Origin of the sequence: Stomatobaculum sp. F0698 (genome assembly GCF_030644385.1) — a bacterium.
GTDB lineage: Bacteria > Bacillota > Clostridia > Lachnospirales > Lachnospiraceae > Moryella.
The window spans coordinates 803,784-830,334 of record NZ_CP130060.1 but is presented as its reverse complement, the minus strand read 5'-3'; the positions used below and the strand labels follow the sequence as shown (position 1 = coordinate 830,334).

The 26,551-nt window shown below is 54.6% G+C and carries 24 protein-coding genes, 1 tRNA gene and 3 rRNA genes; 4 read left to right on the top strand and 24 right to left on the bottom strand.

All coding sequences use genetic code 11. From position 1 onward, the window contains the following. Positions 1–27 precede the first annotated feature (27 nt). Positions 28–783, bottom strand: coding sequence for an ABC transporter permease (locus QU660_RS03940; protein WP_304947025.1), 756 nt, complete (start codon positions 781–783; stop codon positions 28–30). Further along, the gene (locus tag QU660_RS03935; RefSeq protein ID WP_304947024.1) at positions 780–1,856 is read right to left on the bottom strand and encodes an ABC transporter substrate-binding protein; all 1,077 of its coding nucleotides are present in this window, start codon (positions 1,854–1,856) and stop codon (positions 780–782) included. Before QU660_RS03935 ends, QU660_RS03940 begins: the two co-directional genes overlap by 4 nt. A gap of 296 nt (positions 1,857–2,152) precedes the next feature. Between QU660_RS03935 and QU660_RS03930 the strand changes: the two genes are divergently transcribed. Genes QU660_RS03930 through QU660_RS03920 form a run of 3 tightly spaced genes read left to right on the top strand, consistent with a single transcriptional unit; the run spans position 2,153 to position 6,300 of the window. Then, positions 2,153–2,839, top strand: coding sequence for an ABC transporter ATP-binding protein (locus QU660_RS03930; protein ID WP_304947023.1), 687 nt, complete (start codon positions 2,153–2,155; stop codon positions 2,837–2,839). 6 nt (positions 2,840–2,845) lie between these two features. Continuing rightward, complete coding sequence (locus QU660_RS03925) at positions 2,846–4,879, top strand: COG1361 S-layer family protein (protein WP_304947022.1); 2,034 nt, start codon at positions 2,846–2,848, stop codon at positions 4,877–4,879. Then, the gene (locus tag QU660_RS03920) at positions 4,876–6,300 is read left to right on the top strand and encodes an ABC transporter permease (protein ID WP_304947021.1); all 1,425 of its coding nucleotides are present in this window, start codon (positions 4,876–4,878) and stop codon (positions 6,298–6,300) included. Before QU660_RS03925 ends, QU660_RS03920 begins: the two co-directional genes overlap by 4 nt. 31 nt (positions 6,301–6,331) lie before the next feature. On the opposite strand, the gene QU660_RS03915 is transcribed toward QU660_RS03920, so the two are convergent. Then, positions 6,332–6,637 carry a hypothetical protein gene (locus tag QU660_RS03915; protein WP_304947020.1) on the bottom strand — a complete coding sequence of 102 codons (306 nt, stop codon included), beginning with the start codon at positions 6,635–6,637 and terminating at the stop codon, positions 6,332–6,334. Between the two features lie 58 nt (positions 6,638–6,695). Here QU660_RS03915 and QU660_RS03910 point away from each other — a divergent pair, with 58 nt between their 5' ends. Next, complete coding sequence (locus tag QU660_RS03910) at positions 6,696–7,460, top strand: hypothetical protein (RefSeq protein ID WP_304947019.1); 765 nt, start codon at positions 6,696–6,698, stop codon at positions 7,458–7,460. Here the strand turns inward: QU660_RS03910 and QU660_RS03905 are convergent. The 21 genes from QU660_RS03905 to QU660_RS03805 form a co-directional block, all read right to left on the bottom strand. Further along, on the bottom strand, positions 7,433–8,020 hold the full coding sequence (locus QU660_RS03905; RefSeq protein ID WP_304947018.1) for a 5-formyltetrahydrofolate cyclo-ligase: 588 nt from the start codon (positions 8,018–8,020) through the stop codon (positions 7,433–7,435). The two genes, QU660_RS03910 and QU660_RS03905, sit on opposite strands and share 28 nt — an antisense overlap. Positions 8,021–8,390: 370 nt before the next feature. Next, positions 8,391–8,648: a heavy-metal-associated domain-containing protein gene (locus QU660_RS03900; RefSeq protein WP_304947017.1), complete on the bottom strand. Its 258-nt coding sequence runs from the start codon at positions 8,646–8,648 to the stop codon at positions 8,391–8,393. A gap of 38 nt (positions 8,649–8,686) precedes the next feature. Beyond that, positions 8,687–8,902, bottom strand: coding sequence for a FeoB-associated Cys-rich membrane protein (locus QU660_RS03895; protein WP_304947016.1), 216 nt, complete (start codon positions 8,900–8,902; stop codon positions 8,687–8,689). A gap of 50 nt (positions 8,903–8,952) precedes the next feature. Then, entirely contained in the window at positions 8,953–11,106 is a 2,154-nt protein-coding gene (gene feoB / locus QU660_RS03890) for a ferrous iron transport protein B (protein WP_304947015.1), read from the bottom strand. A gap of 18 nt (positions 11,107–11,124) precedes the next feature. After that, positions 11,125–11,346 carry a FeoA family protein gene (locus QU660_RS03885; protein WP_304947014.1) on the bottom strand — a complete coding sequence of 74 codons (222 nt, stop codon included), beginning with the start codon at positions 11,344–11,346 and terminating at the stop codon, positions 11,125–11,127. Between the two features lie 14 nt (positions 11,347–11,360). Beyond that, positions 11,361–11,591, bottom strand: coding sequence for a FeoA family protein (locus tag QU660_RS03880; RefSeq protein WP_304947013.1), 231 nt, complete (start codon positions 11,589–11,591; stop codon positions 11,361–11,363). A gap of 171 nt (positions 11,592–11,762) precedes the next feature. After that, complete coding sequence (locus QU660_RS03875; RefSeq protein ID WP_304947012.1) at positions 11,763–12,197, bottom strand: flavodoxin domain-containing protein; 435 nt, start codon at positions 12,195–12,197, stop codon at positions 11,763–11,765. Positions 12,198–12,368: 171 nt separating this feature from the next. Beyond that, positions 12,369–12,791, bottom strand: coding sequence for a flavodoxin (locus tag QU660_RS03870; RefSeq protein ID WP_304947011.1), 423 nt, complete (start codon positions 12,789–12,791; stop codon positions 12,369–12,371). Positions 12,792–12,827: 36 nt separating this feature from the next. Further along, positions 12,828–13,451, bottom strand: coding sequence for a DUF3793 family protein (locus QU660_RS03865; RefSeq protein WP_304947010.1), 624 nt, complete (start codon positions 13,449–13,451; stop codon positions 12,828–12,830). Positions 13,452–13,454: 3 nt separating this feature from the next. After that, positions 13,455–13,733 carry a DUF2325 domain-containing protein gene (locus tag QU660_RS03860; RefSeq protein ID WP_009531838.1) on the bottom strand — a complete coding sequence of 93 codons (279 nt, stop codon included), beginning with the start codon at positions 13,731–13,733 and terminating at the stop codon, positions 13,455–13,457. 160 nt (positions 13,734–13,893) lie between these two features. Continuing rightward, complete coding sequence (locus tag QU660_RS03855; RefSeq protein ID WP_304947009.1) at positions 13,894–15,390, bottom strand: phosphomannomutase/phosphoglucomutase; 1,497 nt, start codon at positions 15,388–15,390, stop codon at positions 13,894–13,896. Positions 15,391–15,800: 410 nt separating this feature from the next. Next, a tRNA-Gly gene (locus QU660_RS03850) sits at positions 15,801–15,873 on the bottom strand. A 61-nt stretch (positions 15,874–15,934) separates the two neighbouring features. Then, a 23S ribosomal RNA gene (locus QU660_RS03845) occupies positions 15,935–18,827 on the bottom strand. Positions 18,828–19,090: 263 nt separating this feature from the next. Continuing rightward, positions 19,091–19,208 (bottom strand): 5S ribosomal RNA (gene rrf, locus QU660_RS03840). Between the two features lie 62 nt (positions 19,209–19,270). After that, a 16S ribosomal RNA gene (locus tag QU660_RS03835) occupies positions 19,271–20,801 on the bottom strand. Together the 16S, 23S and 5S rRNA genes with 1 tRNA gene alongside form the textbook arrangement of a ribosomal RNA operon. A gap of 243 nt (positions 20,802–21,044) precedes the next feature. Beyond that, on the bottom strand, positions 21,045–21,620 hold the full coding sequence (locus QU660_RS03830) for a TVP38/TMEM64 family protein (protein WP_304947008.1): 576 nt from the start codon (positions 21,618–21,620) through the stop codon (positions 21,045–21,047). Between the two features lie 115 nt (positions 21,621–21,735). Next, complete coding sequence (locus QU660_RS03825; protein ID WP_304947007.1) at positions 21,736–22,938, bottom strand: ABC transporter permease; 1,203 nt, start codon at positions 22,936–22,938, stop codon at positions 21,736–21,738. Positions 22,939–22,952: 14 nt separating this feature from the next. Further along, positions 22,953–23,384, bottom strand: a complete 432-nt coding sequence (locus QU660_RS03820; RefSeq protein ID WP_304947006.1) for an FMN-binding protein — start codon at positions 23,382–23,384, stop codon at positions 22,953–22,955. A 15-nt stretch (positions 23,385–23,399) separates the two neighbouring features. Beyond that, complete coding sequence (locus QU660_RS03815; protein WP_009533729.1) at positions 23,400–24,086, bottom strand: ABC transporter ATP-binding protein; 687 nt, start codon at positions 24,084–24,086, stop codon at positions 23,400–23,402. 19 nt (positions 24,087–24,105) lie between these two features. Then, positions 24,106–25,275: an ABC transporter permease gene (locus QU660_RS03810; protein WP_304947005.1), complete on the bottom strand. Its 1,170-nt coding sequence runs from the start codon at positions 25,273–25,275 to the stop codon at positions 24,106–24,108. Next, positions 25,265–26,548: an ABC transporter permease gene (locus QU660_RS03805; RefSeq protein WP_304947004.1), complete on the bottom strand. Its 1,284-nt coding sequence runs from the start codon at positions 26,546–26,548 to the stop codon at positions 25,265–25,267. Before QU660_RS03805 ends, QU660_RS03810 begins: the two co-directional genes overlap by 11 nt. Positions 26,549–26,551 lie beyond the last annotated feature (3 nt).

Below are 26,551 nucleotides of genomic sequence, written 5' to 3'. Positions count from 1 at the left end.
TCTTGTCCTTTTCCGCATACCTTTTGCTCATTTTACGCCCGAGGAAAGCAGGGCGCGGAGCAAAAGCGACAAAAGTCTTTCTGCGAGCATTGCAAAGAGCACAATACTCAGGGTCCAGGCAAAAACCTCACCGGTTTCCAAGTAAATTTTTGCGCGGTAAAGACCGTTGCCGAAAGAGAGCAGGGGCTGTCCGATCAATTCGGCAGCCGCCCCCGCCTTAAAGCTCACACCGACCGAAAGACTCAGCGCGCTTTCCAAAAAAGGCGCGAGTACCGGAAGGTAAAGTGCCCGAACGCGCGTGTGGCGCGAGAGCCGGTAAAGCCTCGCGACCTCCAGCAGTTCTCTCGGGGTTGCGCCGAGACCGGCCAGTGTATTCAGATAAAAAATCGGGAAAGAGACAAAAAAGCAGATAAAGAGAGAGGCATTTCGATTTCCCACCCAAATCAACAGAATCACTACAAAACTCGCGACGGGTATGGCCTTTATCACATTCACAAAGGGACTCAGAATCCATCTGAGTCCCTCTCTCTTCTCGGCCAAAACGGCGAGACCTATGCCGGCAAGCGCCCCGGTTAAAAACCCGCCCAGCACACGCAGGGTGGAGTTCCGGACCGCCTGCCAGTAACTTGCTCCAAGCGCCATACGAAACAAGACGCCGATCGTCTCGAGCGGTCCCACCAACAGCAGCCGGTTGTGTAAGAGGCGCGCCGCGAGCTCCCAGAGCAGCAGCCAAAAGCACCAGCGAAACAGCTCCCTGCTCTGCGCTTTCAGCCCTTCTCTCATTTTGCCTCGGTCACCGCGTAAAAGGCATCGTCCGGAAGCTTGCCGCCCACTGCCTTCGGATCTGCCTCATAGAGCACATTTAAATAGCCCGAGAGCGCCTTCTTCATTTCCTCACCGGTAATCGCGGTAATGTTGCAGGCCGGGAGTGCCTTCTTCGCAATGCCCTCATTCTCCAGGATGCCGAAGGCGACCACGCGAGCCGCAGTCCGGTCAACATCCTCAACCGCCGTCGCCGCACTTCTCTCCTGCTCCGTGACAAAGTTCGCAACTTCCGCTGGACGGCTCTCAAGCACATCCTTGCGCACCACCGTCACACCGGTCACGAGACGGGAGCCGTTATTTAAGCTGTCCCATGCATCGGTCAGGGAAAAGGCGGTCTTAAGCTGCTCGTTCTTTGCCTCCGCGACCGTAACAAAGGGCTGCGGGAGCACCGCAATCGCCGTTGCATCCGCAGCGAGCAGGGATGCGATTTCGGTCGGCTCCGACTTGAATTCCAAATTGCAATCCGTGACACCGTTCTCCTTTAGTAAATAGCGAAGCACATACTCCGGTGTCGCGCCCTGTCCGGTGGTATACACGGTCTTACCCGCGAGATCCTGTACACCGTGAATGTTTGTATCCCCGCTCACGCAGTAGAGGACGCCCAGTGTGTTGATGTTGACGACCGCAATTTTGCCCTCCGTCTTATTGTAGAGGGCGGAAGCCATATTTGCCGGAAGCAACGCGAGGTCCAGCTCACCGGAGACCAGCTTGCTCGCAACTTCATCCGGCTGCGACGCAATGCTGAACTCGTACTTACCCTCGCTCTTGCCGTCCTGACTGTCCTGCATGAGGTTCACAAGCCCCATCGCGGTCGGTCCCTTCAACGCGCCCACGCGAAGCGCTGTGTCGGCATCCGTCTTCGACTCCGCAGCACTCGCCGCCGCTGTGCTCTCGCTGCCACTCTCCTTTGCGCTGCTCTCCGCACTGCTCGCTGCCGTACTCTCGCTCTTCGCCGCACCGCAGCCCACAAGTCCCAGGCCGAGCAAAACTGCTGCAGCCGTTGCGACAATTTGTCTCTTCCAATTTTTCATCGCTTCCTCCTGAAACCTTTCTCTCTGTTTTGCGTCTTTCTAAGTATAAAGGCGCGCTTTGTCGATTTACGCGGTTAATTATATCACGCTATCTTCTTTTAGACCAGACAAAGCACTTCGCGCTTCGTCGCAAGCGAAAGCTTACGTTTTTCCGTTTTTTATATCGATTTTTACAAGAAAATCTTCCTTGCTATTCCCGCGGAACTACTCTAAGCTGAACTCATCATTCGGATTATTTTCGAACGTGGCGATGCCCGCAAAGGCCTTATCGTATTTATGATAGGAGGGATATTCATTTGGCAGAACCTATTATCTCCGTACGTGATTTAAAAAAGATATATCACGTCGGCGAGAGCGAGGTTCACGCTCTGGACGGGGTCAGTTTTGACCTGTATCCGGGCCGTTTTCTCGCAATTGTCGGCACTTCCGGCTCCGGTAAATCCACCTGCCTGAATTTGCTTGCCGGACTTGAGCCGCCGAGCAGCGGCAACATACATATACTCGGAAAAAAACTCGAGAAAATGAACGAGCAACAGCTGGTTCGTTTTCGCCGCGAGCATGTCGGATTTATTTTTCAGAGTTACGGTCTGATTCCGACCATGAACGCGGAAGAAAATGTAGCACTCCCGCTCCTTTTTCGCGGTGTCGGAAAGGAAGAAAGACAAAAGACGGCAAGAATGTACATGGAGCGCATCGGCATACTGGATCAGGCCCTGCACATGCCCGGTCAGATGTCGGGCGGCCAGCAGCAACGTGTGGGCATTGCCCGTGCCCTCGCAAGCAGACCGGAGCTCATTTTTGCCGATGAGCCGACCGGTAACCTCGACTCCAGGACGAGCGCCGAGGTGCTGGCACTTCTAAAGGACATTGTCCGGGAACAAAAGGTGACCCTCGTCATGGTCACCCACGACAACTCGATTGCAGACCGCGCCGACCAACAGATTCGCATTGTGGACGGCAAAATTGTAGAACGGAAAGGATAAATCACTATGCAGGCAAAACTTCATCGCAGTTCTGTATTTCTCCGTGTGCTCGCACTGGAGATAGCACTCTCGCTGCTCCTCTTCTTCCTGATTCCCCCGCGCCTCGCGCACGCGTCCTATGTGAACACAAATCTCAACACCTTTGTCCATGACGCCAACGAAGTGCAAGTCGGTTATCCCGGCCAGGACATGAATTTAAGCTTCCGCGTCGGTTATAACAACACGAGCGGCATGAAGAATCCGAAGACCGCGGAAATCCAAAACGTCATTGTGCGTCTCTCGAACGATCAGAATTATCTGAAGCAGGACAAGGACCCGGATCAGAACACGACAGATCAGAAGAATCCCTACGACAAAGAAGATGAGAACGATCTCTACGACGCTTGGAGGGCCGGTCAGAAATCCGGCATTGACAAGGCCTACGGCGGCAACTCGGCCTTCACCGTAGACGGCGGCAACTACCCCTTTGAGATTAACGCAACGACCTTCACCGAGGAAAACCGCTTTGCCTCGCTGAAAGCCGGCGAGTATAAGACCGTGACCTTACACGTCACCGTCCGCGCCGATGCCAAGGAAGGCTACTACGGCGTTCCGGTCGCTTTCTATTATGCGCTTCCCGGCAGCAACACCGCGGATTTTCGCGGCCCCATGCAGGTGGAGTTCATCAACGTGTACATCAAGGCAGCGGGCGAAGTCGCAAATCCTTCGACCGCAACCGGCGACAAGACCTTTGTGCTCGGCGAAGGCCAGGAAACCCCGGTCGGCACCGCGCCCGGCGTCATGAATTACAGCTTAAAGTTCCGGAACCAGAGAAAGGTGCCGGTGTACCGCGTTCAGGTACACATGAATACGGCGCTTGCGGACGGCGCTTCGCTGCAGGCAACGGCACAGAACAAGTCACAGGCCTCCACGGGCTTCCCCTTTAATCTGAACGACGCAAACTACGATCGAAACTTTGAGTCCGCGCAGCCGGATGAGGTGCTGAGTGCCGACTACTCAATGGCCATCATGCAGAATGCGGCGAACGGCTACTACCCGCTCAGCTACACCGTGAGTTATAAGCTCACGCCGGATGCGACCGTCTCTTATCAGGAGACCTATGTGAGCTATGTCCGCATCAACAATCCTTCCATGGTCGAACAGCCGCCGGCGGCGGACAACAAGCAGGGCGACTTCAACCCAAACGACCGCCAGAAAGCCCGCATCATCCTGGACGGATATCGCACGGAACCCGAAAAAGTGTTTGCCGGTCAGCCCTTCACTCTGGTTCTCAGCGTGAAGAACGCTTCCGGAGATATTCCCGCAAGCAATATTTTGCTCTCCGCAGAGTCCGAGAAAGTGGACAATTCCTCGGTCTTTTCGACCGAGGCGGGCTCCAATTCCTTTGTGATTAACAGCCTGAAAGCAGGGGAGGCAAAGGAACTCAGACTGAACCTCGAGGCCTCCGCGGGTGTGGATCCGCGTTCTTATACCATCACGCTGAATGAGAAGTTTGACTCTCCCGCGTTTAAGAACGCCGAAGATAAGCTGACCCTCGATATTCCTGTCTTCCAGGTGGCCCGCTACTCTATCTCCACGCCGGAGCTCTCGCCCGACAGCATCGAGATCGGCAAAGAGAGCAATGTCATGTTCAACCTGAACAACACGGGTCGCGTGATGCTCTACAATGTGCAGGTGAACTTTGAGGGCGATGCGATTAAAAAGGCGAGCGCCTACCTCGGCAACATCAAGTCCGGCGACAGCGGCAGCGTCGATGCGATGCTGAGCGGCGCCGCGGCGAGCAGCGAGGAAAACAATATTAAAATGACCATCCAGTACGAGGATGTAAACGGCAACGTGACCAAGGAAGAGAAAACCCTCACCCTGACCGTCACCGAACCTGCGCCGGATGTGCCCGAGACCGATGCCGACAGTGAGAAGAAGCCGGAGAAAAAGCATTCGCCTATCCCGCTCTTCGGGATTCCGATCGGCATTGCCACAGCGGCTCTCGGTATCTACAAAATGCGCAAGGAAAAACGTAAGGGAGGCGACGCGGAATGAAATTCCGGGATCTCCTGACACTCGCACTCCGCAATCTCTTCCGGCGAAAGACGCGGACCGTGCTGACCGTGCTCGGTGTGATCATCGGCACTTCGTCGATACTTGTGATGATGAGCCTGGGTCTCGGTATGAGCCGCCAGACCAAGCAGCTTTACCAGGAAGCGGGCTCCATGAAGACCATCACGGTCTACGCCTTTAATCAAAAAGGCAACGAGACGGAAATCACCGATGACACGCTGAAACAACTGAAGCAGCTCGATCACGTGGAAGATGTGAGTCCTCAGCTGGATGTCTCCGTGACCGCAAAGTGCGGCCCCTATGAAGGATATTTGTCGCTGACCGGCGTGTCGCAGGCATTTTTGAAGGAGCTCCCCGTAAAATCCGGTAAGCTCCCGCCCGCAAATGCGGACAATCTGAGTCTGGTCTACGGCAATCACTTTCAGGATAATTTTTATAAGGCTTCAAAATCCGGCTCCGGAAACATCGGCAGCAGCGGAGACGTGCAAATCGATCCGATGAAGGATACCATCTTCTTCATCTTCCCGGAGGGCTATAAACCCGCGCCGAAAACAAGCGGCGGCTCTAGCGGCGGCTCGGGCGGCGGCTCGGGCACTTCCGCCCAATCTTCCGCCCCCTCTTCTTCGGGCGGAGACAATGCGGAAAAGGGACAGAAGAAATACATCCTCGATACGGCCGCCATCCTGGACGGCGGCAGCAGCGGCTATAACAGCTACAGCTATTCGGTCTACTGTGACATCGATACGCTAAAAAGCTTTTTAAAGCAGCGCTATCGGAAGTACCTGGTCCCCGAGCCGAAACTCAACAAGAAGGGAAAGCCGGTCGACTACTATGTGTATTCACAGGCCTATGTCTTTGTGGATGACATGTCCCATGTCTCCGAGGTGCAGAAAAAAATCGCGACCCTCGGCTACCAGGCAGACTCCAATATGGAGTGGCTCGAGCAGTCCAAGCAATTCACCGGCATGGTCCAGGCAGTGCTCGGCGGCATCGGCGCGGTTTCGCTCCTCGTTGCGGCCATCGGCATCATCAACACGATGATGATGTCCATCTACGAGAGAACAAGGGAAATCGGCGTCATGAAGGTGCTCGGCTGCGATATGACCAACATCCGAGATCTCTTCCTCGTTGAGTCCGGTTTCATCGGGCTGATGGGCGGTATCATCGGCACCGTCCTAAGTCTTTTGATTTCGCTGCTTATCAACTTCCTTGTTTCGACCGGCGGCAGCGAACAGCTCTCTGTCTTCTATCAAGGGGCCAAAGGAGCGGCCATCTCCTACATTCCCATTTGGCTTGCACTTTTTGCGATTGTCTTTGCCATCTTCATCGGCGCGGCCGCAGGTTATCTGCCCGCCAAGCGCGCCATGCGTCTAAGCCCGCTCGCGGCCATGCGAAACGAATAAAACATACGACAGGCAGAAAAACCGCTCCGACTCAAAGTCGGAGCGGTTTTGCGTTCTCACACTGTTCTTCGATCCAAGTAATGGCCTCTTCGAGCCCCTCCGCGCTGTAGGAAAAGTCCCGGAAGCGCTTCTCCTCTTCCGTGTCGTGAAAGGAATAAGGACCGTCCCAGACATAGGCGCGAAGCGTGTGCGGCTCTCGTTTCTCAGGCGGCGTCCAGTGCACGTTCTCCAGCGGTTCAATGCCGAGGCGGTAATAGACGGACTGACAGCTGCCGTAATAGGCCTCGCCGTACTCGTAGTGGTCCAAGCTGTAAAAGAGACTGTGGTCTAAGTGCATACGACCTCCTCAAATCATGCTATACTTTTAAAATCAAGTTACAGAAAGGAATCTTTCCATGTCAACATCCGAATCATCCCGTCAGTTTCTGCTCACCGTCTCCATGGGGAAGCGCCTTATCGCAGACGCACTCGCGACCGATGAGGCCGTATTGCGCGCCGCAAAGGAGCACTGCCTCGTCGTCATCATGGGCAGCACAAACGCCGCGGTCGCCGCAGCGCTCGCAGAAAAGCTCTCTCTCTCCTTCTCTCCGAATGGCTTTCACCGCGGCCTCCAACTCGGACCTGCGCGCGCCGGCGCGCATTCCGCCCCGCAGAACGCGGACTTCATCGTACGGGCGGGAGAACTCTTGACCGATAAAACCATCTTTGATGTGGCCGACTCCCTCGGGCAAGAAGATCTTATCTTAAAGGGGGCAAACGCGCTTCATCTGAAGAGTCGGAGCGCCGGTGTGCTGATCGGAAGCCCGGTCGGCGGCACCATGATGCCCATACTCCAAGCGGCGGTCGGACGGCGCACCCGCCTCATTCACCCGGTCGGCCTTGAAAAGCGCGTTGAACGCCCGATCAACGAGCTTGCGGCACTCGCAAATCGAAGCGGCGACAGCAAGGGACTCAGATTGCTTGAGAGCTGCGGTGAGGTCTACACCGAGCTCCATGCCATCGAAGCTCTCTTCTCCCTCCGTGCAAACCTGCTCGCCGCGGGCGGCGTCTGCGGGGCAGAAGGCAGCGTACTCCTTATGCTCAGCGGCAGCGAAGAAAATCTGCTCCGCGCCGAGCGCTACTTCCGTTCGATTCAGGACATGCCTTCCTTCTCGCTCTGATTTCCGATTCGAAACACAGCTGTCTCGGTAATCAACGCATCGACCCGCTGATCGTGCGGCTCTAAGGGTATCTCGTCGCTCAGCATGCGCTCTCTGATGAGAAGTGCCCGAAACGCAGGGCTCTTCGGCAGATAGCGGTCATAAAACCCGCCGCCGTAGCCGAGGCGCGCCCCCGAGCGATTCGCGCTCACACAGGGCAGGAGTATAAGGTCCAGTGCTGTCGGCGCTACCACAGGTGCCTCCGCCGAAGGTTCAGGGATACCCATAGTCCCCGGGCGCAGCTCCGCGAGACTGTGGATTACATGTGCGTGCATAATTCCCTTGCCCGCGCAGCGCGGCGCGGCGACCTGCTTGCCTGCACGGAGCATCTCTTCAATCAAGACAGCAGTCCGGATCTCCGCTTGCATCCCGACAAAGCAAAATACCGTCTTTGCGCTCCGATACTCCGGGAGCGAAAGAACTTCCGAGAATATCGTTTCATCCGCCCTACGGCAGTAGTCCTGCGGCAGCGCATTCATCCTCTCGATGCAGCGCTTCCGCAGTTCTTTTTTTTCTGTCATGACAACACCTCCGATCTTCCGTCCCAGTGTAGCAAATTTTATCAGGCATTTCCACGGCCGCCTTTCCGAGCGCGGGCGAAATGAACGCACTCACTCGTGTGGTACGCTTTCTCTCCTCTTTTTCCGCGCGAGGGCGGAAAGAGCGCTCCTACCCGCATGGCTCACCTTCTCTCCCGGCTTTTCCGTTTGCGGGCGAAAAGAGCGTCTCCCACCCGTGTGGCGCACTTTCTCTCCCTTTGTCCGCGCGCGGAAAATAGCTACGAGCGTGCAGAAGCTGTTATATCCCCTCAGCGATCGCGGCACTGCTCCTGTATAAGCCACAAAAAAGCGCCCGCCCGGTAAACCCGGACGGGCGCTTCTCTTCTCGGATTCAGCCAAAGAGACCAAAGAATCCCTTTTTCTCGTAGGGTTCCGTGCGGAAGCCCTCGTAGTGGTAGCCGGTTTCATCGATCATCTTTTTGACGGTCGCCTCATCCGCGGGCTCTTCGGTGACAAAACTTGCCTCCTTTTTCCCGTGGGATGCGCTCACCTTCTTCGCATTCGGAAACTGCTTCCGGATTGCATCGCCCACATGCGCCTCGCACATGCTGCAAGCCATGCCGTCAATCTGAATGATATTCTTGACCATAGTTCTACCTCCTAAGAAACTTACAAATCAGATGCCGCTCACTTCTTCAGACGGAAGCGCTCCGGCACCTCTGCCTTCTCCTCTTCGAGGTGGGAGCAACTCGAGCAGCCCGTCGGCGCGCAGTGGTGCTTGTGGTCACCGCCGCAAGCACCGCCGCAGTTACCGCCGCAGGAGCCGTTCCGCATGCAATAGCGGATTGCCAGAACCAGCAATACAACCAGGACAAGAAGTACCACGATGGTTTCAGGATTCATCGTCACTGTCCTCACTTTCTAATCAAACAAAATGAAATGTTACGCGATACTCAGCCGTTTGCGCGAACGGCACTCACATTCTCATGCTTCACGTGCTTCGGTGCCGGACGGAAAATGAAGTAGAGTGCGGCAAGCACCAGAAGAATTGCGACCGCGGTCCAGAAGGTAAAGCTGCCGCCCTGGGCAAGGCTACCGAGCTGGAACACGCAGAGCGAGAGGCAATAACCGAGACCCATCTGGAAGCCGAAGGTAATCCAACCCCACTTCGACTGTCCCTGCTCACGGAACGCGGTCGCGATTGCAACCATGCAGGGTGCGTCAAAGATATTGAAGAGCAGGAAGCTAAGGCCCGCAAGCTGGCTGCCGTTGAACATGTGGAAGATAGCCGTAGAAACATCCGCCTCAGCGTCGGAAGCCGCGTGTGCAAGTATGCCGAGCGTACTCACTGCCTGCTCCTTTGCGAGCTCCGCACTGACGGAAGCCACCGCTGCCTGCCAAGAGCCGAAGCCAAGCGGCGCAAAGATAAACGCAATCGCCTCACCGATGACCTTCAGGATGCTGCTGTCCAAATCATCCGCGACATACTGGAAGGAGGTGTTAAAGTGCATGAGTACCCACAGGAACACAGAGACGATGAAGATGATTGTGCCGGCCTTAATCATGAAGGCCTTTGCTCTCTCCCAGACGTGAATCAGAACACCCTTCACGGACGGCATGTGGTAAGCCGGAAGCTCCATGACAAACGGTGCCGGATCGCCCGCAAAGTAGTTCATCTTCTTCAGTGCGATACCGGAGAGAATCACGATTGCGAGGCCCAGGAAGTACATGCCCGGCGCCACAAAGTGGTTGGTCGGGAAGAAGGTAATTGCCATCATTGCGACGATCTCCATCTTCGCCGAGCAGGGCAGGAAGGTCGAGAGGATGATGGTCATACGTCTGTCCTTCTCATTCTCGATGGTTCTGGACGCCATGATAGCCGGAACACCGCAGCCCGTTCCGACCAACATCGGGATAAAGGACTTACCGGAGAGACCGAAACGACGGAACACGCGGTCCATGATGAATGCGACACGCGCCATGTAGCCCGAGTCCTCGAGGAAGGACAGGAAGAAGAACAGAATTAACATCTGCGGCACAAAGCCGAGGACGGTGCCGACACCGCCGATGATGCCTTCGACAAGCAGGCTCTGCATCCAGTCAGCCAGGTGGAAGGTCGCAATGAAGTTATTTGCGGCATTCGTCACAATCTTACCGAAGAAGACATCGTTCGTCCAGTCCGTGAGCGGCGTACCGATTGCGGTAACCGAGATGAAGTAGACAAACCACATGATAAACGCAAAGATGGGCAACGCCAAGAAGCGGTTCGTGACAATGTGGTCAATCTTATCCGAAGTCGTGAGCTGACCTTTGACTGCCTTTTTCTTCACACAGTCCGCGACAACCTTCTGAATGAACTCGTAGCGCTGGTTCGTGATGACGGACTCGGCGTCGTCATCCATCTCCTTCTCGCAGTCCTTGATGTGCTGCTCGATGTGCTCCTTGGTCGCAGCATCCAGCTGAACCTTTTCGATAGCCTTCTCATCGCGCTCAAAGAACTTAATTGCAAACCAACGAAGGTTGACCGAATCTACCTTGCCCTCAATCGACTCCTCGATGTGCGCAAGCGCGTGCTCCACGGAGCCGGTGAACACATGCGGGAGCTCACCCTTTCTATGCTCCTCGGCAAGTTTGAGACACAGCTCTGCCGCTGCCTTCGTGGACTCACCTCTCAGGGCGCTCATCTCGACCACCGGGCATCCCAACTCTTCGGAGAGCTTCTTTAAGTTCAGCTCATCGCCGTTCTTTCTGACAAGGTCCATCATGTTGACCGCGATGACGGTCGGGAGACCGATTTCCAGAAGCTGGGTGGTCAGGTAAAGGTTTCTCTCGATGTTCGTGCCGTCGATGATGTTCAGAATCGCATCCGGCTTCTCCGTTACGAGGTAGTTTCTGGTGACCACTTCCTCTAAGGTGTACGGACTCAGCGAATAGATACCCGGAAGGTCCTGGATGATGACATCCTTGTGTCCCTTTAAGCGTCCCTCTTTCTTCTCGACCGTAACGCCCGGCCAGTTACCGACATACTGTGTACTTCCGGTCAGGTCATTGAACAGCGTTGTCTTACCGCAGTTCGGATTACCTGCCAGTGCAATCTTAATTGCCATCTAAATCCCCCTCTTTCCTTACTGCATCTCCAGAATTTCCGCATCCGCCTTTCGAAGCGAAAGCTCGTAACCTCTGACCGTGATCTCGACCGGATCTCCGAGGGGTGCCACTTTGCGGACATAAATCTCCGTGCCCTTCGTGATGCCCATGTCCATAATGCGTCTTCTGAGCGCACCCTCGCCGTGAATCTTCACAACCACCGCGCTAGAACCGACCGGGATGTCTTTCAGTGTCTTCATCTCTGCCTCCTCTCTCAATCCTTCTTTGCCGGCTGCACCTGAATCTTCTGCGCCATCTCCCGCGTGATTGCGAGTCTGGACTCTTTCACATTGACAATAATGTCGCCGCCGTGCGAAGAAATGACAGTCACATAAGCACCCGGCACAAAACCGAGGTCACTTAAGTGCTGTTTCGCCTCATCATTTCCGCCGACGCGAACCACTTCAACATAATCTTCAGCATTCGTAAAAGCCAAGGGCAGCATACAAACCTCCTTCGAAGTTCTAGGTTAGAAGAATCTATCACTTACGTCATTGTGATTCTAAATTCACAAGTTTGTTTTGTCAATCTCTTTCCGTTAAGAACGTCAAACGATACAAAAAAAAAGCCGTGGGCAGTTCGCACCACAGCTCTTTTTACATATGATATTCCGATTTTAAATCAGGGAAGCTCCAAGCTCCTTGCATGCCGCAAGCGCTGCTTCATCCGGCTCTTCCTTACAGATGACCGGCTCGTGCTGCATGAGGACACCTGCATCCTTGCATGCCGCAGCCCAGTCATTCATCCATGCGCCGTTGCCCCAGCCCCAGGAACCGAAGAGAGCAACCTTCTTGCCGTCCAGAGCGCCCTTCACGCGATCGAACATCGGCTGGAACTCGAGCTCCTCGAGGACCTCGGCACCCATCTGCGCGCCGTACGCCGGGCAGCCGAACGCAATTGCATCAAAAAGCTGCACCTTTGCGCCGTCAAAATCAGCCGGTGCAAACAGCGTGACTTCAGCGCCCTTGCTCTCTGCGCCGGCCTTCACTGCCTCTGCCATCTTCTTCGTGTGTCCCGTGCCGCTCCAGTAAACAATCGCAACTTTGCTCATACGTTTCTCCTCTCTATTCTCGTGCGCCTTAGCACATATTGCCATTTTAACACGATAAGAAGACCCCCGCAACGTAGAAGCTGCCGAAACGAAGAAAGTGCCGCGACTTTCACCGCGACACTCTCCACCGTACGTTATTAGGAGGATATATTATGATAAGATGACTGCTGTTTAGACCAGAGACTCGCCGAGCTCCTTGCACTCCGCAAGTGCCGCATCGTCCGGTGCCTCCTGGCACATAACCGGTGCGTGCTGCATCAGAACGCCTGCGTCATTGCATCTTGCCTCCCAGTCGTTCATCCAAGCACCGCCGCCCCAGCCCCAGGAGCCAAAGAGCGCAATCTTCTTGCCGTGAAGCGCACCCTCGACAGACGCGAACATCGGCTCGAACTCTTCTTCCTCGAGGACCTCTGCACCCATGGACGGGCAACCGAATGCGATTGCATCGTAGAGCGCCACCTGGTCTGCGCTGAACTCGCTCGGTCCGAGCACCGTGACCTCAGCGCCCTTGGTTCTCGCGCCCTCCGCAACAGCCTCTGCCATTGCCTGCGTGTTGCCGGTTCCGCTCCAGAATACCACTGCGACCTTGCTCATATTGATAGTCTCCTTTTCTTTGTGATTTAGCTCCGCTTACGCGGATTGAACAGGACTTACGCGATTTTGACGCCGCCCACAGTTTCCTTTTTCCGCACGCTGTTCCGCACCGCAGCGGACAATCAGTGTTTCCAACTTGCGCCCGCGCTGCATGTTCTCCTCGAACACTTCCTTGCAACGGCGATAGCGCCAAAACACTTCCCTGGCCCTGATCTCGTCTCCGTAGACCTTCCAACAGCCGACACATTTCACCCCGTCCCTGCTGCTCTTCATGAAGCCGCGTACATCCTCCGGCGGATAGCCGAGAAACAGTCCCACCTCATGCGGAAACTCGGTCTTCTCCCGCATCATACGCGCGAGAAAGGCAACCGAGCGGTTCACACTCTGCGGCTCATACCCAAGCTCCCGCAATATACTCGCCGCTTCTTCCCGACCGAGATCTCGCTTGAGGAAATCCGGCCGATAGAGATAGATGAGTGCAAAGCACTCTGTCATGCGCACCGGTACCGCCCGTAGCCCCTTGTGCTTTAGGGTTCCGTTGAGCTGCCGGAGCTCATCGCGAAATAAACGCGCATCCGCATAGTCGATGCGGAACAGATTTCCGGTCTTCAGACCCGCGAACGTCGGCGCACAATGCTCGACAAGAAATGCATCCGACATTGCTTATGCCGTGTGTTCTGCCAGTATTCCCTTCAGGGAGGACATGGAACTCGTATGAGAACGCACCACACAGGTATCTTCTCCCGCCGAGTTCAATGCATACTGGACCATCTTGTGTGAGACTGTATGTGTGAACAGTATCATTAAATCGGGCTTGCCGATTCTGTCCCGCATACCGTTCTTGAACTTGCAAAAGACCTTCGCCTTACATCCGTGCTTGGTACAGAGATCGCAATACTGCCGCTCCATACACTCGTTTCCGCCGATGATCACAACATTCATCTTTTCGCTCCTTTCGGTGTCGCGCGTGTTGTCGCAACTAACTGCCCTGTCAAGGAAAAGCCCGCATTTCTGCGGGCTTTCAACTTAAGTCAACCTATCAAACATTAGCCTCAACTAAAAGTTAGTATAGCATAATATGTTCGGAGGTCAAGTCTCTTTTTTATTTTTGCAGCAATTTTTTCTCCGATGCGAAGAAGGGCTCCACGCGCGACCAGAGAACCGCAAGGCCGCCTTCGTTTTCCGCTTCCAGATTCATGGGAAGCACCGGATCATGCAGAGACTGCCGCAGCAGTATCCAGCCTGCGGCTTCCCCGTCCTTACAGCTCACACGAACGCCCTCATAGTTCGGTTCGACCACGGTAAAGCGCGGGTCTTTTTCGACAAAGGCGCGGAAACGCTCCAGAACGCCTGCACCGTAAGACTTAAAATCGCTCACCAGAATCTGGAAGCGACGCTCCTCTTCCTCTGCGGGATTTTGAAGCTCCGCAATCATATCCTCAATGCGCTGTCCCTTCTTTCTGAGAAGGGCAAGGCGGCCGATGATCTTTGCTGCGATGTAGGCACCGTCATCCGAAAAATGATTCTCTTCAAAGGCACCGTGCCCCGAGGTCTCGATCGCAAGCGGACAATCTTCACCGCTCATGGTGAGCTCAAGTCCCTTGTCGATGACGTTCTTATAACCCCTGCGATACCGGAAATGCCGGAGTCCGAGCGTCCCCTCAAGGAAGCGCGTCAGGCCGTCCGAGGTGACCGAATCCGTTACGATAATCGCATGCGGGTGCGTCTCTGCCTCGATGGCCGCGAGCAGTGCGATCAGCTTATTCCGGTTCACTTCGGTTCCGTCCGAAAAGACCACGGCAGCACGGTCGCCGTCACAGTCAAAAATCACACCCAGGTCCGAGCCCGATGCCTGTACGGCGCGCTTTGCCGCGTCCATGGCACGCTTGTCCTCGGGATTCGGCACATGATTCGGAAAGTTACCGTTCGGCGCAAGAAACACGCTGCCGCTCACATCCGCGCCGAGCGGCTCGAGTATCTCGGTCGCAAAGAAACCGGCCGCGCCGTTGCCGGCATCCACTGCAATTTTAAGGCCGTCCAGAACTTTGCTTCCCTTCTCTTCGCCCGCCTCTTCGCAGATAATGTCGCGCATATGGGCCGCATAAATGCTGCGAAGTGGAAAGTCGGACGCAGGTGCGTAAATCTCATATGCGCGCCGCAAAATGCCGTCGAGTTCCTTACCGGAAAGCGCACCGCCCACCGTGAAAAACTTCATGCCGTTCCGCTGGTAGGGCAGATGGCTCGCCGTCAGCATAATGGCGCCGTCGAACGAAGCCTCATCCAGTATGGTCGACTGGAACATGGCCGGGGTCGTAATGAGTCCGCAACGGCTTCTCTGCACGCCTCTGAGACCCTCGAGGCAGGCTTCTTCCATCATCTCCGCAGAGACGCGGCTGTCGTGTCCGACGGCAATCCGGAGTGTCTCCCGGTCCATCTCCGGATCATCCGAGAGATAGTCGGCAAAGGCCGCAGCGATGCACTTAACCATCTCCGCGGTCAGCGTAATCTCCTCGTCCGCGGTCTCAATCACCGTGCCGCGCACATCGTTTCCGTTCTTGACACGCAAAAAGTCTTCCAACTTAAGCTCTTCTCTCTCCATACAACTTCGTTTCCTTTCTGAATGACAAAACCGCCCTCTTTGCCTTTCTCTGTATCGGTTAGCAAACAGAGCTTTCCTCTGATTTGAACGGCAAACAGAACATGTTACTATCCTGAACTTAAATTATAGCAAAACCCTTCCGACTGCGCACAGTTTTAAACGCGAGTTTGCGAAGTCTTTTTCTTCCTCGAATCGAGGGCCGAATACATATCTTAAAGACAACTCTGTCGCCGAGACATTGACGCTTACGCTGTCGCCGATAGTCGGTACACTTCCTTATGCTTGCGTCATACATATCCTAAGATTCTTTGGCTTTTCTTTTCTCCCCGCACTCGCATGTCAAATTTAATACCAATCGATTGCTACTGACACAAAAAGCGCCCCGCCGAAGCAGGACGCTTTTTTCAGAGAGCGATAGACGGGACTCGAACCCGCGGTCTCGACCTTGGCAAGGTCGCGCGTTACCAACTACGCCACTATCGCATATTTACACCCTGAAAACCGCACACAGAACTCTATCTATTCATCTCTTTTCCCAAACCCTTTGGTTAAACCCTCGACCGATTAGTAAGAGTCAGCTGAACGTGTCGCCACGCTTACACCTCTCTCCTATCTACCTTGTCGTCTTCAAGGGGTCTTACCGCTTTCGCATGAGATATCCCATCTTGAGGGGGGCTTCACGCTTAGATGCCTTCAGCGTTTATCCCGTCCCGACTTGGCTACCCGGCCATGGGGTTGCTCCCCAACCGGTGCACCAGTGGTCAGTCCATCCCGGTCCTCTCGTACTAAGGACAGCTCCTCTCAGATATCTTACGCCCGCGCCGGATAGGGACCGAACTGTCTCACGACGTTCTGAACCCAGCTCGCGTACCGCTTTAATGGGCGAACAGCCCAACCCTTGGGACCGACTTCAGCCCCAGGATGCGATGAGCCGACATCGAGGTGCCAAACCACTCCGTCGATGTGAACTCTTGGGAGTGATAAGCCTGTTATCCCCAGGGTAGCTTTTATCCGTTGAGCGATGGCAATCCCACTTTATACCACCGGATCACTAAGTCCTACTTTCGTACCTGCTCCACCCGTCGGTGTCGCAGTCAAGCTCCCTTCTGCCTTTGCGCTCTTCGAATGGTTTCCAACCATTCTGAGGGAACCTTTGAGCGCCTCCGATACTCTTTCGGAGGCGACCGCCCCAGTCAAACTCCCCACCTGACATTGTCCCCCATCCGGATTACGGATGTAGGTTAGAAATCCAGTGCCACAGGGGTGGTATCCCAACAGCGGCTCCGAAAAGACTGGCGTCCTTCCTTCTTAGCCTCCCACCTATCCTGTACGAGTAACACCGAATCCCGGTATCAAGCTGGAGTAAAGCTCCATGGGGTCTTTCCGTCCTGGCGCAGGTCACCAGCATCTTCACTGGTACTTCAATTTCACCGGGTGCATTGTTGAGACAGCGCTCAAATCATTACGCCTTTCGTGCGGGTCGGAACTTACCCGACAAGGAATTTCGCTACCTTAGGACCGTTATAGTTACGGCCGCCGTTTACTGGGGCTTAAATTCAAAGCTTCGCTTGCGCTAACCTCTCCTCTTAACCTTCCAGCACCGGGCAGGCGTCAGCCCATATACCTCACCTTACGGTTTCGCATAGACCTGTGTTTTTGCTAAACAGTTGCTTGAGCCTTTTCTCTGCGGCTGCATCTCTGCAGCACCCCTTCTCCCGAAGTTACGGGGTCATTTTGCCGAGTTCCTTAACAATGCTTCTCCCGCCGGCCTTAGGATTCTCTCCTCATCCACCTGTGTCGGTTTGCGGTACGGGCTGACATGATACAATAGCGGCTTTTCTCGACAGTCCCTCCACCGGCTTCGCTACTTATATTTCGCTCCCTATCACGCTTTCGGATTGTATGGCGGATTTGCCTACCACACTCCTAGCTTCGCTTCGCCCGGTCTTTGCTCTCCCGGGTCCGGTTTCGTTCCTGTGTCCCCACAGTTCTGATCATGTCAGGTGCAGGAATATGAACCTGCTGTCCATCGACTACGGATCTCTCCCTCGCCTTAGGTCCCGACTTACCCAGGGCAGATCAGCTTTACCCTGGAATCCTTGGATATTCGGCCATGATGATTCTCACGTCATTCTCGCTACTCATTCCGGCATTCTCTCTTCTCAGAACTCCACGCTTCCTTACGGTAACGCTTCGGCACTCTGAGATTGCTCCTCTACCAATGTATTGCTACATTCCTAAGCTTCGGTATCGTGTTTTAGCCCCGGAAATTTTCGGCGCAGGACCTCTCGACTAGTGAGCTATTACGCACTCTTTGAATGTGTGGCTGCTTCTAAGCCAACATCCTAGCTGTCTTCGAAATCCCACATCCTTTTCCACTTAACACGTATTTTGGGACCTTAGCTGTAGGTCTGGGCTCTTTCCCTTTTGACTGTCCAACTTATCTCGTACAGTCTGACTCCCGACCATCATCAGTACGGCATTCGCAGTTTGATATCCCTTGGTAGGCTTTGACGCCCCCTCAGGAATTCAGTGCTCTACCTCCGTCTGACTAAGTCGAGGCTAGCCCTAAAGCTATTTCGAGGAGAACCAGCTATCTCCGGGTTCGATTGGAATTTCTCCCCTATCCACACCTCATCACCACCCTTTTCAACGGATGTGTGTTCGGTCCTCCATTCCCTTTTACGGGAACTTCAACCTGGACATGGATAGATCACCCGGTTTCGGGTCTGCCGATGCTGACTGTAAGCCCTGTTAAGACTCGGTTTCCCTTCGGCTCCGGACCTGTAGTCCTTAACCTTGCCAGCACCGGCAACTCGCCGGACCGTTCTACAAAAAGTACGCGGTTGTGCGTTCATGTATCGCACTTCCACTGCATGTAAACATAGGGTTTCAGGTTCTTTTTCACTCCCCTCCCGGGGTCCTTTTCACCTTTCCTTCACAGTACTATGCACTATCGGTCACTAAGTAGTATTTAGCCTTAGGGGGTGGTCCCCCCGTATTCCCACAAGGTTTCACGTGTCTCGTGGTACTCTGGATCCTGCCGGGTTTCGAATCGTTTTCCCGTACGGGGCTTTCACCCTCTGTGGCGGACTTTTCCAAAGTCCTTCCGGTAACCATTCAATTCCCTTACGCAGTCCGAACCCCGCGGTGCACGCACCGCGGTTTGGGCTCTTCCGTGTTCGCTCGCCACTACTTACGGAATCACTGTTGTTTTCTCTTCCTCCGCCTACTTAGATGTTTCAGTTCAGCGGGTTCCCGGCTGTACGCTATGGATTTACGCACAGTCACTGCAGGTCTTCTGCAGTAGGTTTCCCCATTCGGAAATCTGCGGATCAATAGATATTTGCTCTTCCCCGCAGCTTATCGCAGCTTATCACGTCCTTCATCGGCTCTTAGTGCCAAGGCATCCGCCCTACGCTCTTTTCTGTTTAACCTCTTACATGTTCTCTAGCGTAAGAACATGCGGGTTGGTCAACTCTGCTCTCACAGAGTTACGTATTATTTACATTATAGACATGACTTTCGTCACATCTATCGGATACGACTTTCATCGTATCACCTCGGATGTCTAGATATTCTTAATTGAATATTCATTCTGTATGCGATTTTCAAGGTGCAAAAGCTGATTTTCATCAGCCATAGGAGCGTTCCAGCCTTGCGGCTCAAGCGTTCCGATCGCTTATGAAAAAAAGAAAAATTCCGGCGCCCACCTATTCTCCCATGTCGTTACCAACATAGTACCTTCGGCCGTCCTCCTCTTAACCGTCGTGTTCGGGATGGGAACGGGTGTTTCAAGAAGACGTATCGACACCGGAAATCCGGTGCGAACCTTTGATCAAAAACCAGACAGCACAAACAACCCTTACTTCTTCCTTAGAAAGGAGGTGATCCAGCCGCACCTTCCGATACGGCTACCTTGTTACGACTTCACCCCAGTTATCCGCCCCGCCTTCGGCAGCTCCCTCCTTGCGGTTGGGTCACTGACTTCGGGCGTTGCTGACTCCCATGGTGTGACGGGCGGTGTGTACAAGACCCGGGAACGTATTCACCGCGACATGCTGATTCGCGATTACTAGCAATTCCGGCTTCGTGCAGTCGAGTTGCAGACTGCAGTCCGAACTGAGACGTTATTTTTGAGCTTTGCTTAAACTCGCGTTCTCGCTTCTCTTTGTTAACGCCATTGTAGCACGTGTGTTGCCCAAATCATAAGGGGCATGATGATTTGACGTCATCCCCGCCTTCCTCCCGGTTATCCCGGGCAGTCTCGCCGGAGTGCCCAGCTTTACCTGCTGGCTACCGGCAATAGGGGTTGCGCTCGTTGCGGGACTTAACCCAACATCTCACGACACGAGCTGACGACAACCATGCACCACCTGTCACTCCTGTCCCGAAGGAAAGCACCCATTACGGTGCGGTCAGAAGGATGTCAAGATTTGGTAAGGTTCTTCGCGTTGCTTCGAATTAAACCACATGCTCCACTGCTTGTGCGGGTCCCCGTCAATTCCTTTGAGTTTCATTCTTGCGAACGTACTCCCCAGGTGGAATACTTATTGCGTTTGCGACGGCACCGATGCCCTTGGGGCACCAACACCTAGTATTCATCGTTTACCGCGTGGACTACCAGGGTATCTAATCCTGTTTGCTCCCCACGCCTTCGAGCCTCAACGTCAGTTTTCGTCCAGCAGGCCGCCTTCGCCACCGGTGTTCTTCCTAATATCTACGCATTTCACCGCTACACTAGGAATTCCGCCTGCCCCTCCGATACTCAAGTCGCACAGTTTCCAAAGCAGTCCCGTGGTTAAGCCTCGGGATTTCACTTCAGACTTGCGCAACCGTCTGCGCTCCCTTTACACCCAGTAAATCCGGATAACGCTTGCCCCCTACGTATTACCGCGGCTGCTGGCACGTAGTTAGCCGGGGCTTCTTACTCAGGTACCGTCATTTTCTTCCCTGCTGATAGAGCTTTACATACCGAAGTACTTCTTCACTCACGCGGCGTCGCTGCATCAGGGTTTCCCCCATTGTGCAATATTCCCCACTGCTGCCTCCCGTAGGAGTTTGGGCCGTGTCTCAGTCCCAATGTGGCCGGTCATCCTCTCAGATCGGCTATCGATCGTCGCTTTGGTGGGCCGTTACCCCGCCAACTGGCTAATCGAACGCGGGTCCATCTCATACCACCGGAGTTTTTACCCCCGCACCATGCGGTGCTGTGGTCTTATGCGGTATTAACAGTCGTTTCCAACTGTTATCCCCCTGTATGAGGCAGGTTACCCACGCGTTACTCACCCGTCCGCCACTCGAAATGAAGCCTTCCGCCCGAAGGTTTCCGTCTCCATTTCTCGTTCGACTTGCATGTGTTAAGCACGCCGCCAGCGTTCATCCTGAGCCAGGATCGAACTCTCAATTTAAAGTTTGTTCGTTCCGGTCAAAATAACGTTGGTCTTTCTCAGTTATTTTACCCGTTATTACTTGGTTTGGTTCTTTTTTGAAATTCTTTTGGAAGCTCACGAACATATTCGAAAAATGTCCGCAAGCCCTCTGTTTTCACAGAGATTTCAGGGTTGTTTGTACTGTCTGATCTTTGATTTTCAAGGTTCTTGGCCCGCCCTCACGAGCAAGCTTGTGTACTATACCACCCCTCTAAGAAGGCGTCAAGCGTTTTTCAAAACTTTTTCGGACTTTTTCTCTCCGTCCGGGTCATGACGTTTCGATACCCACTTGGAAACCAGGTACAGCAGTAAAAGCAAAGCCGCGCCGCCGAGCAGCCAGAAGGGATTTGCCGCACGCTGTAAGCTTTCGCCGAGTAGGGACAGCGATGCAATCATGACCGCTTTGGCAGGCAACATAACCAGAAGATAGCGTCTCCTACCATAATGACTGACTCCGCAGGCAAAATTCACAAAGGAGGAGGGCGTAAACGGCAACATGATAAGTAAGAACAGGGCCGCCGGCTTCATGCGCCCCACAAAGCCTCTCGCCTTTCGAAGTTTGTCTCTTCCGAGCAAGTTACGAAGCGCGGGCAGTGTTGCAATTGCGCGTATCACGAAAAACACCAGGGCACTGCCGAACGCAGAGCCGATCCAACTATAGAGAAAACCGAAGACAGGGCCGAAGGCCGCGACATTGGCCGCAACCACAGCAGTCAGCGGTATGGGCGGAAACAGCGATTCCAACGCCGCCAACCCGACTCCGACCCAAGGAGTCAACTGATGTATCCATTCTGTCATCACAGTCCAAATGTGCATAAAATCCTCCGTTCAGCCGAACACACGAAGTTTAACACAAATTTGTGTTGATTCTGCGTCCGACGAACGAAGGATTCTCGAAAGATTGTTTTATGAATCAGAGTAGACTGCCATAGCCCTCGCGCTCTGTTTTTCGAAGCGCGAGATAGGCACTCAGCGGAGAAAACAGCCCCGCAAAGAGCAACACCGTCAGTATCAGCCCCGCCGTAATCGGAAGCGCCGGTGCCAGGTAGGGAAGCTGCAACAAGTTTTGCATGGCCGGTGAAAACAGCAGCCCGACCGCAGCCCCGAAGACAACACCGACAAGCGCACCGAAGATACCGAGCAGGAATCCCTCCCAGAGCACAAGCGCGCGTATCTCACGCTTCTTGGCGCCGAGGACATAGAGCGTGCTGTATTCCGCACGTCGTTCCCTGAGTAAGACGCCGTATAGCAGTCGCAATATCAGGCAGCAGAGCAGCCAGATGAGTCCGATCAAAAGATAGACATAGAGCAGCATGCGGTCCACATTGCCCGCGACCTCGCGCATCATATTTTGCGCGGCGAGCACATAGACGCCCTGTCCGCTCCAACTCTCCTGCAGGCTCTTTCTCAGCGCATCGACATCGGTGCCGGGCTTTACCTTTACCATGACCGAAGAAATCAAGCTGTCATCGGCGCCGATCGGGCTTTCCAGCAATTTCTCGTATTCCCGCGACAAACTTCGCACCTCCGGCATCCCCATGAACACCGAGGTGTCAAAGCCCATGCCCGTTTTGGCGAGCTTGCCCTTAATTCGATAGGTCTTTCCGAAGAGGCGTATCTCATGCCGGTAATCCCCCTCCACGCTTGCGCCGACCAAGACCTCATCGTCCGCGAGGGGAAGCTTGGCGCTTGCCTTGAGCCAGGGCACCACGGAAAAATCCGAGTCGAAATCGAGGCCTATAATCTGCAAGGGATAGGAGCAGCAGCCGGCGGTAAGGGAAGCCAGATAGAGCTGCGGCGCAGCCTCTTCCACCGCCGGATTTTCCCGCGTTTTTTCCAACACATCCGTGTGGAAAAAGAAACTGTTCGGCTCCCCGCGGAGTATCGCACCGCTGATTTTGCTGTCATAGCCCTCCGGCACCAAAATCAAATCCGCCCCCATGCGCCCCGAAAGCGAGCGCAGTCCGTTTTTTAAGCTCAGCATCCAAAAGCTGCTTAAAAATAGCATGAGTGCGAGCAGTGCGGAGAGCGCGGCTATCCCAAAGGAACGTCCGCCCCGAACGCATATGTTCTGTAGCGCCAGCCCGCGCGCATCGAGCCACTTTTCATCCTGCATGCGCATGGAACTCCTTATTTTGCGCTATCCAGCGCAGCCTTGGCAGCCTGAACAAAGGCTTCGCGGGAGAGCGTCGCACCGCTCACGGCGTCTATGCTGTCCGGATCCTGGCTCTCGACAAGAAGGCCCGGGAGCTTATCGGTTCCCAGAATCGAATTCTGTGCAATGCTGTAGAGTCCCTGATTCAGAGGCTCGCTCTTTCCGTAGTCCTCTCCCTTCTCCTTACCTTCGCGGTCCAGATTCTGCATATCCACAGTCGCAATTTTACCGCCCGAGACCGTGATATTGAGTTTAATGGTGCCGCCGACTTCTTTGACCTCGGCTTCTCCGCTGTACGTTCCGTCCTTGTAGCCCTGCGCGGTCTTGCTCTCCGCACTTTCCTTCTTGCCGCAGGCCGCAAGGCTGAGCAGCATAAGTGCCGCAAGCAGTGCGATTCTCTTCTTCATCTTTGCTTTCCTCCTTTATTCCGCGATGACCGGTCTCTGCCGTTTTTTCTTCTCCTCGCGGGCAATGCGTCCGTGCTCCAGCACGATCATGCGCTCTGCCTCGTCCCCGACCTCCGGGTCATGTGTCACAACGATGATGGAGCTTCCCGCATTGTGAAGCTTCTCGAAAATATCCATGACGAGATATTCGTTCTTTTCATCGAGATTACCGGTCGGCTCATCGGCGAGGAGTAGCGCCGGATGATTGATCAGGGCGCGGGCAATGCAGACACGCTGCTGCTCACCGCCCGAGAGCTGGTTCGGCAGATGCTTTGCGCGGTCCGCAAGTCCCACTTCACGGAGTGCTTCCATCGCCTCCTCTTCATCCGGCATCGAGTGGTAATACTGTGCCATCATAACATTTTCAAGCGCTGTCAGGTAGTTCACCAGGTGAAACTGCTGAAACACAAGGCCTATCTTATCGCGCCGCACCTCGGTCAGTTCCTTCTGGCTGCGCTTGGTGATATCGGTTCCGTCGAGAATCACCTCGCCGAGCGAAGGCTTATCCATGCAGCCTATGATGTTCATCATGGTCGTCTTACCGCTGCCGGAAGGGCCCATGATGGCAATCCACTCGCCTTTTTCAACCGTCAGATTGATTTGATCGAGGGCCTTTAACTCCCCGTAGATTTTGGAGACATCTCGTAAGCTTAAAATATCCATCTTCTCTTCTCCCACTCACTTATTCACCGCGCAGCACAAGCGCCGGATCGATTTCCACGGTCTTTCTGACCGGAATCAGGCAGGCAACCACCGCAATCAGCGCCGAAACCAAGATGGTAATCGGCACCAGCGCAAAGAGGAAGTGTACCGTGCGCGAAAAGACGCTCAGGCTCACGCGAAGCGCAAACAGATAGCCGAGGCCCGCGCCGAGCGCACCGCCGAGCACACCGAGCATAGCGCCCTCGCCGAGAAAGTCCTTGACCACGCTCTCATTCGATGCGCCGAGCGCCTTCTTTAAGCCGATTTCCTTCCTGCGCTCGGTCACGACCGCCATCATTGTGGTCGACACGCAAATCATCATAATGCAGAGCACAATGACCGTGACAATCCAGACCAGAGCCTGCAGTTTTTTGAGGACCGTGTCCTGGGAGGCCGTGACACGTTTTACCGCCTGGGGAAGCAGGCCGGAATCCGCAGCCGCGATTTTTTGCACCAGCTGATTCAATTCCGCCTGCTCCATCTCGACACTGCATTCAATGACATCCGGTCCCTGCTTGCCGACGATACCGGTCAAATCTTCCATGCTCATAAAAATGAGCTCTTCTTCCTTCCCGCCGGTTGTCACGGTTCCGGAAACGAAGAAATCGGTCGCGGTCTCTTGACCGTCCCCCTTTGAGGTGTTCACCGTGAACTTGTCGCCGATATCGAGTTTTAAGGTCTTTGCGATTTCATGGCCGAGCAGAACTTCCCTCGACTTTTCCGGCCAGTTTCCGTGAATCAACCAGTAGGGACTGTTTTGCTTTGCGCCCGCAAGATCCGTGCCCGCGAGCAGGTAGGGCTGTTCGCGCACCTTGGCATTTTGATAGAGGTAGGGCGCCATGCCGACCAGCTTGTCCGCCGGTATGGTGTCTCGTACTTCTTTGACCTGCGCCTCAGTGAGAGAGCCGCCCGACTCTGTCGGCATAATCAGTAGATTCGCGCCGTAGGAACGAAACTCCTTGCCCATCTGGCGCGGAATGTCATAGTAGATGGTCACGAGGCCCGAGAGCACCGTGGCCCCCATCGCAATCGCGAGGAGTGCGGTAACCATGCGGGAGCGCCGTCTTGCAAGCGAGGCCATCACCATGTGAAAGTACATGCGGCGGCGGCTCATCTTCCGCTCCCGCGGCTGTTTCTCTTTATTTTCCATGCAGAACCTCCGTCGGATTCAGATGCAGCAGGTAGCGTATGGCCGGTATGCTGCCGAGCAGGGTCACAAAGAAGATCAACAGGGCGACGATCGGAATCACCATGGCCGCCGGCGGAATGGCAGAGCCAAAGACGCCGAAGCCGATCAGCTGGGTCAGCATGAGGCCCACGAAATAACCGGCCACGCCGCCGATCACACCGGTCAGCATAATTTCCGTGAGTATGGTGCCGATGATGCGCCCGTTGCTCGCACCGACCGCTTTTTCAAGGCCTATCTCCGTGCGCCGCTCCATGACGGCAGCCGTCACCAGGTTTGAAATGCCGAGCGCCGAGCCGAGCAGGCTGAGCACCGTAATCAGCACCATAAGGAGCGTCGTCTTATTCAAGATATCGCCCTCGGACTCCGCAACCTGACGTATGGGCTTTGCGACCGAATCCGGAATGACTTCCTGAATCTGATAGCAGATGGAACTCACATAGGCCGTGCAGTACCAGACTTCCCATTCTTTGACCGTAAGGCTCAGCGGATTCTGCGCCGCCTTTCTCGCGAGCTCATTGTCTGGCGTCGTGAGTGCCGAGACTTCGATGCTGCTCACCACGTTTTCCTTGCCCGCAAACGCCTGGGCAACCGGGAGCACGCAGTAAATGTACTGATCCTCATCGCTTCCGGAGCTGAAAATGCCTCTGACCACCATGGTCTTTGTCAGCGCATTGCTCTTTAACTCCAATTTGTCGCCGACGGATAAATTGTTTCGGAGCGCGTAGATCGATCCGACCATCACACCGTCCGAATCCGCTTCGTCAAGCCACTCGCCGTTCATCTCCCACCAGCTCTTTAAATGCTGCATTCCGGTGTCCACGGATTCGCCTGTCGGCAAATCCATGTGATGTTTGACCCAGGTTCCGACCAACCTTGTTTGCTCCGCATTGTCGTTCACCTGCACCGTTGTGTTGAAGTAAGGGGTGTAATCGACAATGTTAAAGGCCCAGAATATGGTCTTGATGTTTCCGAGTTTCGACTCGTCGAGATAGCTTCGCTGCGTATCCGCTTCGTCGCCGATGCCGTAGAGATCGCCGAGCAGAGAAGCATCCTTCGGCACGACATTGATATTCGCGCCGTAGGTCTTTAATTCCTGGTTCACCTTATCGCCGACACCGAGCATGGTGTTCAGCATTGCGGTCGAAAGGCTCACGCCGAGCGCAACGGTAAACGCAATCATGAACATCTTGCTCTTTTGCCGGAATACAGCTCCCAATACCATGCGTAAAAACATAGC

What these genes read in the sequence shown, in the direction of transcription:
- QU660_RS03940 (WP_304947025.1), bottom strand. Translation starts at nt 783, where the DNA reads ATGAGAGAAGGGCTGAAAGCGCAGAGCAGGGAGCTGTTTCGCTGGTGC.
- QU660_RS03935 (WP_304947024.1), bottom strand. Translation starts at nt 1,856, where the DNA reads ATGAAAAATTGGAAGAGACAAATTGTCGCAACGGCTGCAGCAGTTTTG.
- QU660_RS03925 (WP_304947022.1), top strand. Translation starts at nt 2,846, where the DNA reads ATGCAGGCAAAACTTCATCGCAGTTCTGTATTTCTCCGTGTGCTCGCA.
- QU660_RS03920 (WP_304947021.1), top strand. Translation starts at nt 4,876, where the DNA reads ATGAAATTCCGGGATCTCCTGACACTCGCACTCCGCAATCTCTTCCGG.
- QU660_RS03915 (WP_304947020.1), bottom strand. Translation starts at nt 6,637, where the DNA reads ATGCACTTAGACCACAGTCTCTTTTACAGCTTGGACCACTACGAGTAC.
- QU660_RS03910 (WP_304947019.1), top strand. Translation starts at nt 6,696, where the DNA reads ATGTCAACATCCGAATCATCCCGTCAGTTTCTGCTCACCGTCTCCATG.
- QU660_RS03905 (WP_304947018.1), bottom strand. Translation starts at nt 8,020, where the DNA reads ATGACAGAAAAAAAAGAACTGCGGAAGCGCTGCATCGAGAGGATGAAT.
- QU660_RS03900 (WP_304947017.1), bottom strand. Translation starts at nt 8,648, where the DNA reads ATGGTCAAGAATATCATTCAGATTGACGGCATGGCTTGCAGCATGTGC.
- QU660_RS03895 (WP_304947016.1), bottom strand. Translation starts at nt 8,902, where the DNA reads ATGAATCCTGAAACCATCGTGGTACTTCTTGTCCTGGTTGTATTGCTG.
- feoB (WP_304947015.1), bottom strand. Translation starts at nt 11,106, where the DNA reads ATGGCAATTAAGATTGCACTGGCAGGTAATCCGAACTGCGGTAAGACA.
- QU660_RS03885 (WP_304947014.1), bottom strand. Translation starts at nt 11,346, where the DNA reads ATGAAGACACTGAAAGACATCCCGGTCGGTTCTAGCGCGGTGGTTGTG.
- QU660_RS03880 (WP_304947013.1), bottom strand. Translation starts at nt 11,591, where the DNA reads ATGCTGCCCTTGGCTTTTACGAATGCTGAAGATTATGTTGAAGTGGTT.
- QU660_RS03875 (WP_304947012.1), bottom strand. Translation starts at nt 12,197, where the DNA reads ATGAGCAAAGTTGCGATTGTTTACTGGAGCGGCACGGGACACACGAAG.
- QU660_RS03870 (WP_304947011.1), bottom strand. Translation starts at nt 12,791, where the DNA reads ATGAGCAAGGTCGCAGTGGTATTCTGGAGCGGAACCGGCAACACGCAG.
- QU660_RS03865 (WP_304947010.1), bottom strand. Translation starts at nt 13,451, where the DNA reads ATGTCGGATGCATTTCTTGTCGAGCATTGTGCGCCGACGTTCGCGGGT.
- QU660_RS03860 (WP_009531838.1), bottom strand. Translation starts at nt 13,733, where the DNA reads ATGAATGTTGTGATCATCGGCGGAAACGAGTGTATGGAGCGGCAGTAT.
- QU660_RS03855 (WP_304947009.1), bottom strand. Translation starts at nt 15,390, where the DNA reads ATGGAGAGAGAAGAGCTTAAGTTGGAAGACTTTTTGCGTGTCAAGAAC.
- QU660_RS03830 (WP_304947008.1), bottom strand. Translation starts at nt 21,620, where the DNA reads ATGACAGAATGGATACATCAGTTGACTCCTTGGGTCGGAGTCGGGTTG.
- QU660_RS03825 (WP_304947007.1), bottom strand. Translation starts at nt 22,938, where the DNA reads ATGCAGGATGAAAAGTGGCTCGATGCGCGCGGGCTGGCGCTACAGAAC.
- QU660_RS03820 (WP_304947006.1), bottom strand. Translation starts at nt 23,384, where the DNA reads ATGAAGAAGAGAATCGCACTGCTTGCGGCACTTATGCTGCTCAGCCTT.
- QU660_RS03815 (WP_009533729.1), bottom strand. Translation starts at nt 24,086, where the DNA reads ATGGATATTTTAAGCTTACGAGATGTCTCCAAAATCTACGGGGAGTTA.
- QU660_RS03810 (WP_304947005.1), bottom strand. Translation starts at nt 25,275, where the DNA reads ATGGAAAATAAAGAGAAACAGCCGCGGGAGCGGAAGATGAGCCGCCGC.
- QU660_RS03805 (WP_304947004.1), bottom strand. Translation starts at nt 26,548, where the DNA reads ATGTTTTTACGCATGGTATTGGGAGCTGTATTCCGGCAAAAGAGCAAG.